Here is a 16,922-nt window from a genome sequence, read left to right as displayed (position 1 = left end):
CTGCAATATCTAATTATGGTTCTGTTAAAACAAACTTTAAACAAAAAAACGGCCATGAAGGCCGCTTATTGACAAGGTTTGTGCTGTCAGCGCAATTGATTTGCTGCTCCAAGCCCATTCGCCAATAACTGCATCGCATCGTTGAACAGCGCGGAGCCCCGTTCCGGTGTGAGCAATTCCGGCATATCTTCTCGCGGCCAAGTACCGGCTACTTGAATGAGCAAACTGGCAGCCCAGTGGATCTGCTTTTCTTCACTTTCATCGGCCAGAGTGCATACGACGGGGAAACCGTACTTACGCCCCCAGCGACTCACCTCTTTGAACGATACCAGCTCAGGCTTTTGCAAATCCCGGCTGTAGGCCTCAGCTATCATGTGGTTCAGTTCTTTAGCGTCCATTTATCCCACTCTATTGTAAACAAGACATTTTTATCTTTTATATTCAATGGCTTATTTTCCTGCTAATTGGTAATACCATGAAAAATACCATGCTCAGAAAAGGCTTAACAATATTTTGAAAAATTGCCTACTGAGCGCTGCCGCACAGCTCCATAGGCCGCTTTCCTGGCTTTGCTTCCAGATGTATGCTATTCTGCTCCTGCAGCTAATGGATCACCGCAAACAGGTTACTCGCCTGGGGATTCCCTTTCGACCCGAGCATCCGTATGAGACTCATGCTCGATTATTATTATTATAGAAGCCCCCATGAATAAATCGCTCATCATTTTCGGCATCGTCAACATAACCTCGGACAGTTTCTCCGATGGAGGCCGGTATCTGGCGCCAGACGCAGCCATTGCGCAGGCGCGTAAGCTGATGGCCGAGGGGGCAGATGTGATCGACCTCGGTCCGGCATCCAGCAATCCCGACGCCGCGCCTGTTTCGTCCGACACAGAAATCGCGCGTATCGCGCCGGTGCTGGACGCGCTCAAGGCAGATGGCATTCCCGTCTCGCTCGACAGTTATCAACCCGCGACGCAAGCCTATGCCTTGTCGCGTGGTGTGGCCTATCTCAATGATATTCGCGGTTTTCCAGACGCTGCGTTCTATCCGCAATTGGCGAAATCATCTGCCAAACTCGTCGTTATGCATTCGGTGCAAGACGGGCAGGCAGATCGGCGCGAGGCACCCGCTGGCGACATCATGGATCACATTGCGGCGTTCTTTGACGCGCGCATCGCGGCGCTGACGGGTGCCGGTATCAAACGCAACCGCCTTGTCCTTGATCCCGGCATGGGGTTTTTTCTGGGGGCTGCTCCCGAAACCTCGCTCTCGGTGCTGGCGCGGTTCGATGAATTGCGGCTGCGCTTCGATTTGCCGGTGCTTCTGTCTGTTTCGCGCAAATCCTTTCTGCGCGCGCTCACAGGCCGTGGTCCGGGGGATGTCGGGGCCGCGACACTCGCTGCAGAGCTTGCCGCCGCCGCAGGTGGAGCTGACTTCATCCGCACACACGAGCCGCGCCCCTTGCGCGACGGGCTGGCGGTATTGGCGGCGCTGAAAGAAACCGCAAGAATTCGTTAACTGCACATTCGGGATATTTCTCTATATTCGCGGTTCAGCAGGCATGTCCCCTTTGAGGGCGACCCGACGACAGGATAATCGACCTTATGGTGCGCAAATATTTCGGCACAGACGGTATTCGTGGCAAAGCCAACGAAGGCGCGATGACGGCGGAAACCGCCTTGCGCGTCGGCATGGCGGCTGGCCGTGTCTTTCGTCGCGGTGACCACCGCCATCGTGTCGTGATCGGCAAGGATACGCGCCTGTCGGGCTATATGCTTGAACCCGCGCTCACAGCCGGTTTCACCTCGATGGGCATGGACGTATTCCTTTTTGGCCCGCTGCCGACAACGTATAGGAAGAATAAACGCCCTTTTCACCCAAGTCCAACAGCTTTGGACCGCAGTTGACTCTTTCGACACCCCTGCGATGCAACCCAATCCGGCTGACGGGGAGCCAGCAACGCTGAAAATTTACCCTCCTCTTTCCCACTAGCGGCTCCTTTTCCGACAACCAGCACGGCGGATCCCTGCCGCGGCGCTGTGAACGCAGCATTTTGATTGGTATCGTTGGCCTTCAGGCTCGTCAGTCAAACAGACCCAGGAGCAGCTCAGCCGGTGGCGCCCGGCTTTCGGGTAACGCCCTGGTCCCGCTGGTTTCGGCTTTGTGCTTCAGGTGATCAAGGATCTGCTTGATCACTATAGGGTCTTCAATGCAGGCGATGACTTTCATGGCGCCGCCGCAGCCGCTGCAGGTCTCGATGTCGATATTGAAAACACGCTTGAGCCGTTGCGCCCATGTCATCGACGCTCGCCGTTGTGCTGGTGTTGCCGGTTCATCAGCCACCCTGACCTTGTTGCCCCTGCCCCGTTTTGCCGGCGTGACCAACGCCCGGTGCCGACTGTTGGGTGCGAACACCCCGTGGAAGCGGGTTAGGTTGACTCTGGGCTTCGGTACCAGGGCGGCCAGCCTTGCAATGAAATCCAATGGTTCGAAAATGACGTGCGTGGTGCCGTCCCGGTACGGCGTCTTGAGCTGGTAGCGCACGTTGCCGCCTCGTGTTAACGACAGCCGCTTCTCGGATACCGCCGGGCGGCTGATGTACCGGCACAGCCGTTCGAGCTTCTTGCGTTCATCGGCCCTGGCCGCCACGCCGGCGTGCAGGCTGAACCCGGCTACCTTGCCAATCCCGTCACCGAACGGATCACCACTGGTCGGCAGAGTTTGCAAAGTGAACACCTTTCGCCCCGCCTGTGAACCGACAGCGATACGGTAAGTGATCGAGTGCCCCAGCAGGGGTGTCATCGGGTCGTCATCCACCGCATCCGAGGCCAGATAGCTGTTTTCGACATCCCGTTCCAGCAGGCCTTGCCGTTCCAGATAGCGACCCACCCGGTGGGCGATGGTGTGCGTCAGCTGGGTGAGCTCTGGGCTGGTCGGCGCCTTGACCCAGCGGAAACGCGCTGAGCCGTGGGATTGCTCGACATACACACCGTCGAGAAACAGCATGTGGAAGTGAACATTCAGATTGAGCGCCGATCCAAAACGCTGGATCAGGGTGACCGCGCCCGTCTTGGCCACTTGGTGGGTATGGCCCGCTTTCTTGACCAGGTGCGTGGCAATGACGCGGTAAACGATGCCCAGCACCCACCCCATGATCTCGGGCCGGCTGGCAAACAGGAAACGCAGCTGAAACGGGAAGCTCAACACCCACTGACGCATGGGTTGTTCAGGCAGTACTTCATCAACCAGCAAGGCGGCACTTTCGGCCATCCGCCGCGCCCCACAGCTCGGGCAGAAACCGCGACGCTTACAGCTGAAAGCGACCAGGTGCTCGGCGTGGCAAGACTCGCAGCGAACCCGTAGAAAGCCATGCTCCAGCCGCCCGCATTGGAGAAATTCTTCAAATTCCCGTTGCACATAGCCCGGCAATTCCTTTCCCTGCTCTGCCATAAGCGCAGCGAATGCCGGGTAATACTCGTCAACGATCTGATAGAGAAGGGTTTGCTCGGGTCGGTGGCTCTGGTAACGACCAGTATCCCGATCCCGGCTGGCCGTCCTGGCCGCCACATGAGGCATGTTCCGCGTCCTTGCAATACTGTGTTTACATACAGTCTATCGCTTAGCGGAAAGTTCTTTTACCCTCAGCCGAAATGCCTGCCGTTGCTAGACATTGCCAGCCAGTGCCCGTCACTCCCACTCGATTGTAAACAAGCACACAAAACCCTTTAGTGACAACAATTTGCAAGAACTATCAGGCTCAGTGCCATGAAAAATACCATGACCAGATCATGAGGTTGAACACGGCTTGCGCCGGCAGCGTTCACGCTCCTGGTCGGCGATCTCGCCCGGCTGCAATGCTAGCTCAGCATCGGTCATGCGCTCCAGCACGTCGCGTAGGCGGATGGTGCAAGGAATGGGCGGCAGCTCGAACTCATAGCCGCCGGCGATCATTTCGGCCGCAATCTCCTCGGTGATGAAAAACGGCTCGTCGTCTTGGTTCGGCTTCTTCATGCCCTTTCCTCCTGGCGCTCATCCTGGCCGACAGCGGCCAGGGCATCGGCTTCCGTCAATGCGTCCTCCACGAACGCGCCGTGCTGCTTCGCTTCGGCCTGGCTGACCTCGGCCCATATCCGTTTCACCTGGGCCGCACTGTACCCGGCCAGCTCGGCGGTCTTGTTGATGCTGTAGCCGGACTTGCGCAGCGCGACAACTTGGGCGCGGCGCTTCGGATCAGCACGGCGGCCCTTGTACCGCCCGGCCTGGCGGGCCAACTCAATGCCTTGGCGCTGGCGTTCGCGCCTGTCCTCGTAGTCGTCGCGGGCCATCTGCAAGGCCAGGCGAAAAAGCATGATCTGCACGGCTTCCAGCACGATCTTGGCGACGCCCTGGGCCTCGGCCGCCAGGTCGGATAGATCGACCACGCCAGGGACGGCCAGGCGTGCGCCTTTGGCCTGTATCGAGGCCACCAGGCGCTCGGCCTCGGGCAAAGGTAGGCGGCTGATGCGGTCGATCTTCTCGGCAATGACCACCTCGCCGGGCTGTAGGTCGCCGATCATGCGCAGCAGCTCAGGCCGGTCGGCGCGTGCGCCGGATGCCTTCTCACGGTAGATGCCGGCGACGTAGTAGCCGGCGGCCTTCGCGGCCGTAGTGATCGCCTCTTGGCGTTCCAAGTCCTGCGCGTCGGTGCTGAGTTTTTTACTTTCTGTTAATAATACCAATTTTATTACTTTTATTTGGTGGTTTATTAATTAATAATTTTATAAAAAAATCAAGTAATAGAAAAAACAAGCCATTATACATTATTCAGATAGTAACCATCTCAATTATGGTTTTGATAATAAGTTTATTAATGAGAAATTTGCCGTTAGAACATCAAATTTTTAATGCTATTATATGGTATTACAAGTTGTGCATTTAATATCTAATGTAGTTGCGGTATTTTATAGAGCGCAGGCTGAATAATAAACGCTTTTTAAACTTGTTGTTATAGCAGAATATAATCTTAAAAATCTTACAAGCTTGAAGCCTGATAATTTCAGGCTTCTTTCATTTTTAAATTTCCGAACTTGTAGGAATTATACATAAATCAAAACAATTCTTACTTGACAAAATCAGTCTATAATTGTAATATATGGATATGAATAAAAACACTAAAATAAAAAACAAAAATTTCAACATTAAAGACTCACAGAATTTTTTGCATAATACTAAATTAGTCGAAGATTTGCTTTTTAAAAGCAATATAACTAAGGAGGATTTTGTTGTTGAGATTGGGCCTGGAAAAGGCATAATAACCAAGGCATTAAGCAAAATCTGCAAAGCCGTTACTGCTATTGAGTTCGATAGTGTATTGGCTGATAAGTTGACCCATGAATTTAAAAGTTCAAATGTGTCTATTATTGAAGCCGATTTTTTAAAATACAATTTACCAGACCATAATTATAAAGTTTTTTCAAACATTCCATTTAACATAACGGCAAGCATTTTAAATAAATTGTTAGATAGTGAGAACCCACCCTTAGATACTTTTTTAATTATGCAATATGAACCTTTTTTAAAGTATGCGGGTGCACCATCTTACAAGGAGTCTTATAAATCTTTATTATATAAACCATTTTTCAAAACTAACATATTGCATAGCTTTAGCAAATTTGATTTTAAGCCAGCTCCAAACGCAAACATTATTTTGGGCCAATTTTCTTATAAAGACTTTACAGATATAAACCTTGAAGACAGGCATGCTTGGAAAGATTTTTTAGCTTTTGTCTTTTTAGAAAAGGGAGTTACATTTAAAGAAAAAACAAAACGAATTTTTAGTTATAAGCAACAAAAAATAATTTTAAAAGAAAGCCGAATTAATGATGATTCAAATATAAGTAATTGGAGTTATGAATTTTGGCTAAAAATGTTTAAACTCTATAATTCGAACATGGTAAGCAAGGATAAAAAAGTTTTAGTTAACAATTCGTATAAAAGAATGTTAGAACATGAGTCTAGTTTAGAAAAGATTCATAGAAATAGAAAGCAAAATAACAGAAAATAGATAAACGGCAGATAAGGAAAAGCTAAATGTTAATGTAATCCCCCCACTTTTCACAGTAACTATTTATAGAGTTTAAGCTACCTGTAATCGCTGTCTCGGGGGTATTCCTCCAATCGCCGTATTCGGCCGCTCATTGTTATAAGTCCAAAGCCACTGTGTGGCAAGTTCTTGAGCGTGCTCAACGCTCTCAAATATATTTAAATCAAGCCATTCATGACGAGCTGTTCGGTTAAAGCGTTCAATGTAAGCATTTTGTGTAGGCTTGCCAGGCTGAATATAAAGTAAGGTAATTTGCTGCCGTGTTGCCCAGTTTATTAGCTCTCCTGAAATATATTCTGGTCCGTTGTCGCATCGTATCGCTTTGGGTTTACCGCGCCACTCGATGACTTGTTCTAACGACCGAATAACTCGTGCGCTAGGCAACGATAAATCAACATCAATCGCTAAGCATTCACGATTAAAATCATCAATGACATTAAAGGTTCGAATGCTGCGGCCACTGGCTAAGCTGTCTGACATAAAATCCATAGACCATACTTGGTTAATGGCTACAGGCACACTGAGGGCATCAGGCTTATCGCGTTTTAAGCGTTTGCGAGGCCTAATTCTAAGATTAAGCTCCAACTCACAATAAATTCGATAAACGCGCTTGTGGTTCCATGCGAAGCCCTTTACGTTGCGTAAATACAAGAAACATAGACCAAACCCCCAACGTTTTTTGTTTTCGGTTAGGCGTATTAGCCAGTCAGCAATCTGATCGTTTTCAGCATTAAGTTTACTTTGATAGTAAAAGCAGCTTTCGCTCACATTCATGCACAAGCAAGCAAAGCGAATGCTTATGTCATACTTAATTGCGGCAGCCTTAGCCATCTCCTTACGATGAGATGGCTTTATAACTTTCCCTCAAGCGCCTCCAAACGAATCTCAGCTTTGAGACGTTCTTCCGCATACATTTTTTTGAGCCGACGGTTTTCGTCTTCGAGTTCTTTCATTCGCTTCATCAACGAAGCATCCATACCGCCGAATTTAGCTCGCCACTTATAAAATGTTGCAGAGCTAACACCATGTTCTCGGCAGAGTTCTGGAACGGGCATACCACTTTCATTTTGTTTAATGATTGCCAATATCTGGCTATCAGTGAATTTTGATTTACGCATAGAAAACTCCTTGAGTTTATTTTAATAGAATTTTCTATAAATAACTGCTGCGATTTTTCGGGGGGATTACATTAAAATTAAAGCTAGAAAACATAAACAAAACTTTCGATGGGAAAAACTTTGTTGTTAAAAATTTTAATTTGGAAGTTAATAATGAGGATTTTGTTGTTTTAGTTGGCCCATCTGGGTGCGGGAAAACAACTGTTCTTAATATAATTGCTGGACTTGAAAACCAGACAAGCGGAAATGTGTATATTGAAGATAAGCTGGTAAATAATGTTGACCCAAAAAATAGAGATATAGCCATGGTGTTTCAAAATTATGCGTTATACCCTATGCTAACTGTTTATGATAACTTATCATTTTCATTAAAAATTAGAAAAATGAAAAAATCTGTTATAGAACAAAAGGTTAACGAAGTTGCAGAATTGCTTGGAATTTCTGATCTACTTAAAAGAAAGCCTCGTCAACTTTCGGGCGGACAAATGCAAAGAGTTGCAATTGGAAGGGCAATTATAAGAAATCCTAAAGTGTTTTTAATGGACGAGCCATTATCTAACTTAGATGTCATTTTGAGAAATAAAACAAGATTAGAGATTAAAAACTTGCAAGAAAACATAAAAGGCACAATGATTTATGTTACTCATGACCAAATTGAAGCAATGACGATGGCAACAAAAATTGTTGTGATGAACCAAGGTGAAATACAACAAGTTGGAACGCCATATGAAATTTATAACAACCCTGATAACATGTTTGTTGCTGGCTTTATAGGTACTCCAAAAATCAATTTTATAAAGTGCAATGTGTTAAATGATGAAGATGGCACTTATATTAATTTATTAAAAAGTAAAATTTATTTAAAAACCTTAGAATCAATTTCAAGTGACGAGGTGATTGTTGGAATAAGACCTGAAGATATTATAATTGACAATACAGATGAAATATTTAAAGTGTTTAATAAAGAACTAATAGGATCTGAACTATTGCTTCATTGCAAAGAAGATGGGCAAGAATTTGTTGTTAAATGCAAAGCCTCAGAAGATTTTCTAAATGTAAATTTTGTGAGCGTTAAAATAGAAGAGAGTAACTTGCATTTTTTTAATAGTTTTTCAAAACAAAGAATAAAAACAAAAAAGGAGTAATCGTTTATGAAAAAAAACATTTCAATTATAGTTGCGGCAGTTGTTTTGGTTGCTGTGCTAGTAGGAGGCTTATTTCTTTTAAGAAAAAATGAAAGCGATAAGATAGTTATATGGGCTTTTGACACTTCTGTTGTTGCAGCAGAAGAAGCTGTTAAAGCATATAAAAAAGATAACCCAGATGTTGAGTTTGAAGTCGTTGAGTTTTCACAATATCAACTTGTTCAAAAATTTAGAGTGGCACTCGCTAGTGGGTCTAGAAAAAATCTTCCAAATATTATAATTGAAGAAGATTATAATATGCAGGGTTATTTCAAATACTATGAAGATTATTTTGTAGATCTTTCAGATCATTTAGATACAGATGATTATATGGATTTTAAAATTACTAGCTCTACATATAATGATAAGTTACTAGCTGTTCCTTATGACAGCGGAGTTTCTGCACTGTTTTATAGATTAGATATAATTCAAGAAGCAGGGTATAGTGTACTGGTCAAGTCCAAGTGGACACTTTTAATTGATAATTTTCATACTCAACAGGGCTCACATCCCCGTTAGCTGTATGAAGCCTTTTTACGTTATAATACTTCATGTAAGCCGTAACATCCGCAACCATTTCTTCGTAAGTTGCGTGATGGACTTTTAATATCCAGTCATGCTTTAAGCTTCCAAAGAAGCGTTCAACTACTGCATTATCCCAGCAAGCGCCTGTGTCGCCCATTGATTGCTTTATACCCATTCTGACTAAGGCTTTCCTTAGCTTTTTACTGGTGTATTGCGAACCGCGGTCGCTATGGAAGATAACTCCCTTAGGGTGCTTTCTTAGCCAATAAGCTTGTTGCAATGACTTTAAAACTAAGTCTGTCGTCATGCGTTTACTGATCGACCAGCCAACAATACGCCGCGAATAAAGATCCATGACCACGCTTAAATACATCCAGCCCTGTGCCGTTTTTAAGTAGGTAATATCACCCGCCCATACTTGGTTGGGCCGTTCTGGGTTAAAGTCCATACTGACTAAATTCGGCGCAGCCAAATGACGTTTATCGCGCTGTGTTGTTACCTTGTAAGCTACGCGCTGCCTAACGACAAGGTTAAGCCTTTGCATGATGGAACGCGTTTTATAACGACCAATAGCGAAGCCATGCTGATTCAGTTTTTTCATTAATTCACGGCTACCCAAGCTTTCACGGCTGTCTTTAAAAAGTTGCTTAGCTGTGCGATACAACATCAGTGTATCCTCAGTAATGAGCTGTGCTGGGCGTTTATCCCATGCATAGTAGCCTGAACGACTAAGCCCAAGCGTCTTACAACTTAAGCCTACTGGGTAGCCTTCTTGCCGTGCTTGGTGAATAAACTTAAAGTTTATTTCATTTCCTTGGCGAAGAAGGCCGAAGCCTTTTTTAATATTTCTTTCTCCATGCGCAAACGCTTGTTTTCAGCGCGTAGTTTGCGTAGCTCAGCACGCTCATCATCAGATAGAGCAACACCGCTGGCTTGGTCTTCAAAATGCTTTTTCCAAGCATAAATTTGGTTGGGATTAACACCTACGGCCTGAGCCGCTTCAACCACGCTGTAACCTTGCTCCGTCACCAAGGCAACAGCTTCTTGTTTGAATTCTTTGGTGTAGCTATTATATTTACGTTTCTGATTCATAATCACTCCAAGTCAGACAACTTCTAGTGTCTCAAATTGAAGTGTCTATTTGAATTAGACCAGAACAGTTACAGATGAGATGGTCAGACTAAACTGGCTGACGGCATTTATGCCTCTTCCGACCATCAAGCATTTTATCCGTACTCCTGATGATGCATGGTTACTCACCACTGCGATCCCCGGGAAAACAGCATTCCAGGTATTAGAAGAATATCCTGATTCAGGTGAAAATATTGTTGATGCGCTGGCAGTGTTCCTGCGCCGGTTGCATTCGATTCCTGTTTGTAATTGTCCTTTTAACAGCGATCGCGTATTTCGTCTCGCTCAGGCGCAATCACGAATGAATAACGGTTTGGTTGATGCTAGTGATTTTGATGACGAGCGTAATGGCTGGCCTGTTGAACAAGTCTGGAAAGAAATGCATAAGCTTTTGCCATTCTCACCGGATTCAGTCGTCACTCATGGTGATTTCTCACTTGATAACCTTATTTTTGACGAGGGGAAATTAATAGGTTGTATTGATGTTGGACGAGTCGGAATCGCAGACCGATACCAGGATCTTGCCATCCTATGGAACTGCCTCGGTGAGTTTTCTCCTTCATTACAGAAACGGCTTTTTCAAAAATATGGTATTGATAATCCTGATATGAATAAATTGCAGTTTCATTTGATGCTCGATGAGTTTTTCTGATAGTTAGTCTTTGTAGAGACACAAACCTGAAATTCCGGACACCGCGCTTCAGGACATCTCCCTGGACGCCGATATCTGGCAGTATCCGGACGGTACTATCGAACGCCGGGCCAACGGTACTACCCTGCCCGGCACTGTTGCAAAGTTAGCGATGAGGCAGCCTTTTGTCTTATTCAAAGGCCTTACATTTCAAAAACTCTGCTTACCAGGCGCATTTCGCCCAGGGGATCACCATAATAAAATGCTGAGGCCTGGCCTTTGCGTAGTGCACGCATCACCTCAATACCTTTGATGGTGGCGTAAGCCGTCTTCATGGATTTAAATCCCAGCGTGGCGCCGATTATCCGTTTCAGTTTGCCATGATCGCATTCAATCACGTTGTTCCGGTACTTAATCTGTCGGTGTTCAACGTCAGACGGGCACCGGCCTTCGCGTTTGAGCAGAGCAAGCGCGCGACCATAGGCGGGCGCTTTATCCGTGTTGATGAATCGCGGGATCTGCCACTTCTTCACGTTGTTGAGGATTTTACCCAGAAACCGGTATGCAGCTTTGCTGTTACGACGGGAGGAGAGATAAAAATCGACAGTGCGGCCCCGGCTGTCGACGGCCCGGTACAGATACGCCCAGCGGCCATTGACCTTCACGTAGGTTTCATCCATGTGCCACGGGCAAAGATCGGAAGGGTTACGCCAGTACCAGCGCAGCCGTTTTTCCATTTCAGGCGCATAACGCTGAACCCAGCGGTAAATCGTGGAGTGATCGACATTCACTCCGCGTTCAGCCAGCATCTCCTGCAGCTCACGGTAACTGATGCCGTATTTGCAGTACCAGCGTACGGCCCACAGAATGATGTCACGCTGAAAATGCCGGCCTTTGAATGGGTTCATGTGCAGCTCCATCAGCAAAAGGGGATGATAAGTTTATCACCACCGACTATTTGCAACAGTGCCGTCCAGCGGATATCAGCGCTGAAAGATGATGGCTGAGCGTGGAGGCAGGAATCTCAAGGTGCTTCTGCAGTTCGCCAACCGGCAGGCCTTCATGACCCGCCCTGACCAGCTCCCGGTATATGCTGAGACGTGTCGGGTGGCCCAGTTCTCGAAGTGCGTTTGCAGCAGTGTTTAAATCCATAATACCTCCTTTATCTATATTTCCAGAATAATAGAAATATAGCCTGCGTCAATCGTTTCTGCCGTGAGGGTACCGCTTTCCCAATCATGCTCTGTCCGCCAGGTTATGGGGGGCAGAGCCAGAGCACTACCGAAATCCTTGCGAATACCCGTGCAGGGAATAATTTCCGCCCCCTTTATGGCCGGAAAAAAAACTGATAAACGTCGCCTTTTCAGAAGGTTGCTTTCTTAACGTGGTTTTTCGCATGGTTGGACCTCAGACCCCATATAGGCAGCGCTAAGGGCAATCCGTGGGTACAGGATATTAACCACCGCGTTACTTTGTGGTTGCCCTGGCGGATAGGCTTTGTACGAGGAGGGAACCATTCTATTGCCAGCGGCGTTCTGGCCGGTGAGGGTGAGGTAATACCCGATACGGTTTATGATATGCGGTATTTGCTCGATATTGTCAGCACTGACGGGTATTACTGGTACATGAGCGGGAAGATCTGCGAGAGAGTCAGTGACTACCGTACAGCCGCCTTTTTTGAAATAGGCCGCCTGCTTACACTGTGATTCCTTCAAAATATCTCAACGAAATTTCCCGACACCTGTTTAAGCTATCTTGCTGATATTTCTGTTTTTCGATTTTTGCCGGCGCGATGCCGGCGACGTTGGCCAGCTGCCCCGTGCGCGATACTGAGATCAGTTTCTTTGAACAAAAAAAACCGCCTTTCGGCGGTCAGTATTCAGTAGCTGGAACGGTAGTCTCTCCCCCGATTCCAGCGGTCTTGCCAGTGTTCGAGGAATGAGTCAGCGAGCTTAGGCATGTTCCAGATCACCACCGCATTCTCCGAGTTTTTCGTTTCGGCCGCTTTGGTGAAATTAAAGCTGCCAGTTTCAACGGTCACATTATCCACGATGATCACCTTGTCATGCTGGATAGGGAAATCACTGTCAGTACGCAAAGGGATGCCGCTGTTCGCTATGTAGTTCATGGCCGCAATGCTGGCGCGCCCCGTATTGCCCCTTTCATCAATTACGATTTTCACATCAACTCCCCGTTTTTTGGCTGCTACCAGTGCCTTCATAATATCCGGGGCGGTAAAAGAATAAGCCATCATCCGTATCGAGGTTTTTGCGGAGTCAATGGCGCTCAGGACGAGAACGCGGGCGCTTCCTTCAGGCGAGTAGCCAACCTGAACGGATGGTTCCACCGCAAAGGCGGGCAGGGCGGCTGTCGTAAATGCTGCGGCCAGAAGCCAGGTTGCTAAGTTTTTCATTACAGGCTCCCGTTCACACACTGCATTTTATATTCAGGGTCAAAATAAATTTCTTTGATTTTCCGCTTTTCCATATGCACCACAACGTCAATGGTGGAGTAGAGCATTCGCATAATATCGCTCATATCGAGCATACGGCCGATAGGGGTCGCTTTGATAAGCAGCCCAATACGGTTAAAGGCATCGCGCGCAGAGTTAGCGTGCGTTGACATAACACCGCCTGGATGGCCGGTATTAAGTGCTTTAAGATAATCCCACGCAGCATCATCCCTAAGCTCAGTCATGATGATACGGCCCGGTGTCAGACGCATACAGGCTCGCAGGGCATCAGTGGCGCTGACGCGGCCGATCTTTCCTGCATCGCCGTACATCATATAAACGGCTTCTACAACGTGATCGACCGTGACTTCGTGAACGTCCTCTAAAATAATTACACGCTCGTCTTTATGTAGCGATTTTAACAGCGCGCGCGTGAGTACCGTTTTCCCCGACCCGGTTTCACCGCAGATCACGATAGTGCGTTTCTTCTCAACGGCGGTTTGCAGGAATGCGGGCCATTTTTCGCTGCTGTGCAGCTCTTTAAGGAAAAAATCATCATCCGTTAGGCTTTGCTTGCTGCCGGTAATCTTCCGGCAGTCACTGAAAATCCCCTCGCTGGTCAGCTGCTCCAGATTTTTATCGGCCGCCAAATCCTTACGAAACGCTACGGCCGTTGTACCGTCAATCACCGCAGGGGGCAGACAGATAACGCCCCTGATCCCGCCAGGCAGGATCACGTCATTAATGGCCTGCATGGTCAGCTTGTTGCTGCTCACCAACGATTTAGCAAGGTTCCTAATAAAATCTGCCGTAATTGCCGCGTTCTGCACAACCCTGCGGCCGCTGAACGTATCACAGATAACTTCCTGAAAGCAGTTAATGCGAATTTCAAAAACAGTAGGATCTTCTAAATACTCGCGCAGTGGGCCAAGTTGATAGAAAGCTGCATCAGTCATGATTACTCCTGAAGAAAAGCGGGCGCTAAGCGCCCACTTTTTTAGTTGTCTGCGAGCGTATAAACGCCGCTGAAATCGAGGTCGCGGGCAACAAAAATGCTCACCGCATCACCCTGCTGATCGTAGAGGGTAGGGGGGATAGACATGTAAGAGCGAAGTGCTTCAGACGCCAGCTGCTCACCGCTGTTTTCTGTGCTGTTGTACTGAATGTTATTACTCTGCGTCTGGTTAACCAGCGCCGTTAAGGTGTCAGAGAACAACGAAATCATGATCGCACCACGCAGACGCTCCCACATATGGGTATCCACCTGGCCCGGAATCCCCGCGCTGCCGAGTGAGTTCGTTCCGGCACTGTCAATATTAACGATTGTCCCGTCCTGGTCATTGCGGATACGCTCCCAGAGAACAAACACGCGCGCCTGGCCGTCTTTGATACCACCGGTAATCTGCCCGTCAACCCATGAGCCTTTATCAATCAGCCTAACGAGTCCATCAGCTGAGTAAACGTCCTGTGAAACCCGGCAGGAAACCTGACCCGGAACAGTGGTATCCAGCTCGGTGCCGGTACCACAGGGGATCATTTTGCCTTTCGGAACAGTCAGGCTGGGATTAGCCATGACTCCAGCGCGGCTAGCCTTCAGCCTTGCAGGAGTCAGGTTTTTAGCGAGTGCTGAACTACCTTCGCTTGTTTCGTTGTCCTGGGGCTGCACTCCGGGACTATTGCTTGTAGCCGCCTGATTAGTCTGGGCCAGCTCGCCGCCCAGACGACGCTGCATAGCCAGTTCTTCAGGCGAAGGTTCTTTACGCTTATTAGAGGTACGCGCGGCGGTATTGCTGCTGCCCGCATCTGCATCTGCCTGTGCGGCAGCCTGCACAGCACGGGCATCAGTGGCGCTATTCTGCGCAGTTGCAGGTTTATTAACATCAGGATCGCTGTTAAAGCTGTAGTTTGGCAGTGTATTGGCCTGTTGCGCTTTACCACCGTCTTTATCAGCTTCAGCTTTAGCCGGGGTGCGAATTTTACCCATGACCGTAATCCCGATGAATACCAAAGCAAGCAGCGCCATCAGTATGACAAAGGCTTTCATACCAGGAGCCGAACGGCGGTTACTGCCTTTAAATCCGCCACGCTCGCTTTCGAATTCACCGTCTCCGGTGTTTTCATCGAGTTCCTGATCTACATCGACACTTTTACGGGCCATCAGTTATCCTCCCCAATTTGAACCCTGCGCACATCCGGGGAAGCCGTGCCGGTTGCTACCGCACCGGCGCCCGGCGCGAAATTATTATTACGAACGCCAACGACTTTATCGCCCAGACGAATACGCCACTCTTTAGCGACGGTTTCCACCTCGATGATGTTGCGGTTCTCACCCACAACATGAGAGTTAGGCAGCGTTTCTTTGCCACTGGCCGAAATCATGTAGACCTGCGGTAACTCCGCATTGGCCGGAAACTCAAACCGGGTAAAGCGGTAGTTATCCCAGACGTGAACCGGCTGGATGCTGCGCATTTCAGGCTGTTCGCTCATTACGTACTGATAGTTCTTCGCCCCCGCAAAAGCCGTCTGCTTCAGCTTCTGCGTAATGCGTTTTTTATCAGCCGCGCTTTTGGCTTTTTCCTGCTGCTCAAACGGATATTCATAGGTCAGCTGAAGAACGGCCTGGCGCACAGCCCACGGCGTTTCAATAAAGGATTTTGATACCGTACCGTCTGCATTTTTCTTCGTTTCTTCACCGATGAAATGGAGGACGATGTTATAGGTGCGCTTATCGGTGACGATCACCAGGTTGGTATCACTCATGGCCTGTTTCGGCTTCACAAAAAAATGGTTCATTTTGTGCGCAAACGTCCAGCTTTCAGAATCGCCAAAAGCATGAGTGATATAGGTTTCGTCAGGCGCGACAACAATGTGGGTAGCCACACCGGCGATAGCGTCAATTTTGACCACATTAACAGGGTTATAAACAACGCTTTTAATGCGATAGTCATAAGGAGAATTGCGGCCAACCTCAAGCGCCATAACGTTAGTGGCCGCGCCTCCCAGGACTGACAAAACGACTGCTGAAAGAAGTAGTTTTTTCATGGGGCAGCCCTCAGTTAACTTCAGGGTTGACGCGATAACTCGTCACGCGGAAACCCAGCGGGTTGACATAACGCTGCTCAGCATTCATCGCCAGCGATTTATATTCATACCCCATAATGGCAATCCAGCGCTGCGGCTGATCATCAACGGGATTGCTGCGCACGCGGCGAACCGTAGTAAAGCGTATCGTTGCTACGCCGTGCGGTTTATCGAGGATCACAGAGTTAATCTTCACGCGGGTCGTTTCACTGTCGCCCAGAACCTTATCAAGACCGTTGCGGCCCTTGAACTTGCTCTGGTAAGACTCTGCCACGTTCGGCGTGGACATTAAGCCAACGGCCGTTATGCTCTCTAGTTGAACGACGGATCTCTTCCGAAACTCCACGCAAAAAACCAATTACATTGGCCCGGAATGTACGTCTCTTCTCCTCTATCTCAAGCAAGTAACTCAAGTAGAAGTAAAACGGTATCGAGACGAACAATGACAAAGGGAACCAGCCTTTTTCGCTGGCAGAAACAAAGAGTCTCGGCTCAAACATTTTCATGGCGAGGGTCGCCATTAGCACAGAGACAACTACTGGAGTCACCGCCATCAAAAATCGGGAATGAAGGTACGCCATCCAGACCCCAGCGACTAAAGCTGTTAGCGAGAGGAACATAGCAACAACCAACGGGCTCGCATCAATGGCGATTAGCCCTATCTGGACGATAATGACGAAGCAAAGAAGCAATATTCTGTATAAAAATGACCGCAT

At 48.0% G+C, this 16,922-nt stretch carries 18 protein-coding genes and 3 pseudogenes; 7 read left to right on the top strand and 14 right to left on the bottom strand.

Going from position 1 to position 16,922, the window contains the following annotated elements; translation table 11 throughout:
- Positions 1-86: 86 nt before the first annotated feature.
- Positions 87-398 carry a hypothetical protein gene (locus M1F03_RS19995; RefSeq protein WP_000338945.1) on the bottom strand — a complete coding sequence of 104 codons (312 nt, stop codon included), beginning with the start codon at positions 396-398 and terminating at the stop codon, positions 87-89.
- 306 nt (positions 399-704) lie between these two features.
- On the opposite strand from M1F03_RS19995, the gene sul2 reads away from it, so the two are divergent.
- Both sul2 and glmM read left to right on the top strand, forming a co-directional pair.
- On the top strand, positions 705-1,520 hold the full coding sequence (gene sul2 / locus M1F03_RS19990) for a sulfonamide-resistant dihydropteroate synthase Sul2 (RefSeq protein ID WP_001043260.1): 816 nt from the start codon (positions 705-707) through the stop codon (positions 1,518-1,520).
- 86 nt (positions 1,521-1,606) lie between these two features.
- Positions 1,607-1,849 (top strand): annotated as a pseudogene (gene glmM / locus M1F03_RS19985) (phosphoglucosamine mutase); the annotation flags it as partial.
- Positions 1,850-2,084: 235 nt separating this feature from the next.
- Here glmM and M1F03_RS19980 read toward each other — a convergent pair.
- From M1F03_RS19980 to M1F03_RS19970, 3 genes are all read right to left on the bottom strand, one after another.
- A complete protein-coding gene (locus tag M1F03_RS19980; protein ID WP_015344975.1) occupies positions 2,085-3,578 on the bottom strand; it encodes an IS91-like element ISVsa3 family transposase in 1,494 nt (497 codons plus the stop codon).
- 210 nt (positions 3,579-3,788) lie between these two features.
- Positions 3,789-4,013, bottom strand: coding sequence for a hypothetical protein (locus tag M1F03_RS19975; RefSeq protein WP_000743213.1), 225 nt, complete (start codon positions 4,011-4,013; stop codon positions 3,789-3,791).
- Positions 4,010-4,720 (bottom strand): recombinase family protein, encoded by a 711-nt coding sequence (locus M1F03_RS19970; RefSeq protein ID WP_194433555.1) that lies wholly within the window; start codon positions 4,718-4,720, stop codon positions 4,010-4,012. The genes M1F03_RS19975 and M1F03_RS19970 overlap by 4 nt, the downstream gene beginning before the upstream one ends.
- Positions 4,721-5,139: 419 nt before the next feature.
- Between M1F03_RS19970 and erm(42) the strand changes: the two genes are divergently transcribed.
- Complete coding sequence (erm(42), locus tag M1F03_RS19965; RefSeq protein ID WP_052259183.1) at positions 5,140-6,045, top strand: 23S rRNA (adenine(2058)-N(6))-methyltransferase Erm(42); 906 nt, start codon at positions 5,140-5,142, stop codon at positions 6,043-6,045.
- A 72-nt stretch (positions 6,046-6,117) separates the two neighbouring features.
- Here the strand turns inward: erm(42) and M1F03_RS19960 are convergent.
- Positions 6,118-7,202 (bottom strand): IS3 family transposase gene (locus tag M1F03_RS19960; protein ID WP_374195714.1). Its coding sequence is split into 2 segments (ribosomal slippage): positions 6,118-6,941 and positions 6,941-7,202, totalling 1,086 coding nucleotides; the frame shifts between segments, so codons are not numbered across the junction.
- A gap of 65 nt (positions 7,203-7,267) precedes the next feature.
- Here M1F03_RS19960 and M1F03_RS19955 point away from each other — a divergent pair.
- Together M1F03_RS19955 and M1F03_RS19950 are read left to right on the top strand one after the other, a co-directional pair.
- A complete protein-coding gene (locus M1F03_RS19955; protein WP_095762590.1) occupies positions 7,268-8,347 on the top strand; it encodes an ABC transporter ATP-binding protein in 1,080 nt (359 codons plus the stop codon).
- Positions 8,348-8,353: 6 nt separating this feature from the next.
- Positions 8,354-8,905 (top strand): ABC transporter substrate-binding protein, encoded by a 552-nt coding sequence (locus M1F03_RS19950; protein WP_318840143.1) that lies wholly within the window; start codon positions 8,354-8,356, stop codon positions 8,903-8,905.
- On the opposite strand, the gene M1F03_RS19945 is transcribed toward M1F03_RS19950, so the two are convergent.
- Positions 8,841-10,003, bottom strand: a protein-coding gene (locus M1F03_RS19945) for an IS3 family transposase (protein ID WP_130574490.1) whose coding sequence is annotated in 2 segments (ribosomal slippage) — positions 8,841-9,739 and positions 9,739-10,003 — 1,164 coding nt in all. Because the reading frame shifts where the segments join, the coding sequence is not laid out codon by codon here. The two genes, M1F03_RS19950 and M1F03_RS19945, sit on opposite strands and share 65 nt — an antisense overlap.
- Positions 10,004-10,070: 67 nt before the next feature.
- On the opposite strand from M1F03_RS19945, the pseudogene M1F03_RS19940 reads away from it, so the two are divergent.
- Positions 10,071-10,694, top strand: a pseudogene (locus M1F03_RS19940) (APH(3') family aminoglycoside O-phosphotransferase); the annotation flags it as partial.
- A gap of 182 nt (positions 10,695-10,876) precedes the next feature.
- On the opposite strand, the gene M1F03_RS19935 reads toward M1F03_RS19940, so the two are convergent.
- Both M1F03_RS19935 and M1F03_RS19930 read right to left on the bottom strand, forming a co-directional pair.
- Positions 10,877-11,581, bottom strand: a complete 705-nt coding sequence (locus M1F03_RS19935) for an IS6-like element IS26 family transposase (protein WP_001067855.1) — start codon at positions 11,579-11,581, stop codon at positions 10,877-10,879.
- A 64-nt stretch (positions 11,582-11,645) separates the two neighbouring features.
- Positions 11,646-11,825: pseudogene (locus M1F03_RS19930) on the bottom strand (ArsR/SmtB family transcription factor); the annotation flags it as partial.
- A gap of 248 nt (positions 11,826-12,073) precedes the next feature.
- Between M1F03_RS19930 and M1F03_RS19925 the strand changes: the two are divergent.
- On the top strand, positions 12,074-12,379 hold the full coding sequence (locus tag M1F03_RS19925; RefSeq protein WP_011742557.1) for a DUF6710 family protein: 306 nt from the start codon (positions 12,074-12,076) through the stop codon (positions 12,377-12,379).
- A 173-nt stretch (positions 12,380-12,552) separates the two neighbouring features.
- Here M1F03_RS19925 and M1F03_RS19920 read toward each other — a convergent pair whose 3' ends face one another.
- Genes M1F03_RS19920 through M1F03_RS19895 form a run of 6 tightly spaced genes read right to left on the bottom strand, consistent with a single transcriptional unit; the run spans position 12,553 to position 16,922 of the window.
- Complete coding sequence (locus tag M1F03_RS19920; RefSeq protein WP_272572992.1) at positions 12,553-13,086, bottom strand: phospholipase D family protein; 534 nt, start codon at positions 13,084-13,086, stop codon at positions 12,553-12,555.
- A complete protein-coding gene (locus M1F03_RS19915; RefSeq protein WP_000128596.1) occupies positions 13,086-14,081 on the bottom strand; it encodes an ATPase, T2SS/T4P/T4SS family in 996 nt (331 codons plus the stop codon). Before M1F03_RS19915 ends, M1F03_RS19920 begins: the two co-directional genes overlap by 1 nt.
- A 41-nt stretch (positions 14,082-14,122) precedes the next feature.
- Positions 14,123-15,283 carry a type IV secretion system protein VirB10 gene (gene virB10 / locus M1F03_RS19910; RefSeq protein WP_000101710.1) on the bottom strand — a complete coding sequence of 387 codons (1,161 nt, stop codon included), beginning with the start codon at positions 15,281-15,283 and terminating at the stop codon, positions 14,123-14,125.
- Positions 15,283-16,167, bottom strand: coding sequence for a TrbG/VirB9 family P-type conjugative transfer protein (locus M1F03_RS19905; RefSeq protein ID WP_000735066.1), 885 nt, complete (start codon positions 16,165-16,167; stop codon positions 15,283-15,285). Before M1F03_RS19905 ends, virB10 begins: the two co-directional genes overlap by 1 nt.
- A 10-nt stretch (positions 16,168-16,177) precedes the next feature.
- On the bottom strand, positions 16,178-16,495 hold the full coding sequence (locus M1F03_RS19900; protein WP_011742556.1) for a type IV secretion system protein: 318 nt from the start codon (positions 16,493-16,495) through the stop codon (positions 16,178-16,180).
- On the bottom strand, positions 16,434-16,922 hold the full coding sequence (locus M1F03_RS19895; RefSeq protein ID WP_001256127.1) for a hypothetical protein: 489 nt from the start codon (positions 16,920-16,922) through the stop codon (positions 16,434-16,436). Before M1F03_RS19895 ends, M1F03_RS19900 begins: the two co-directional genes overlap by 62 nt.

Origin of the sequence: Providencia sp. PROV080 (assembly GCF_033688105.1) — a bacterium.
GTDB lineage: Bacteria > Pseudomonadota > Gammaproteobacteria > Enterobacterales > Enterobacteriaceae > Providencia > Providencia zhejiangensis.
Note: the sequence above shows the minus strand (reverse complement) of the source record. Positions and strands in the feature narration are given on the sequence as shown.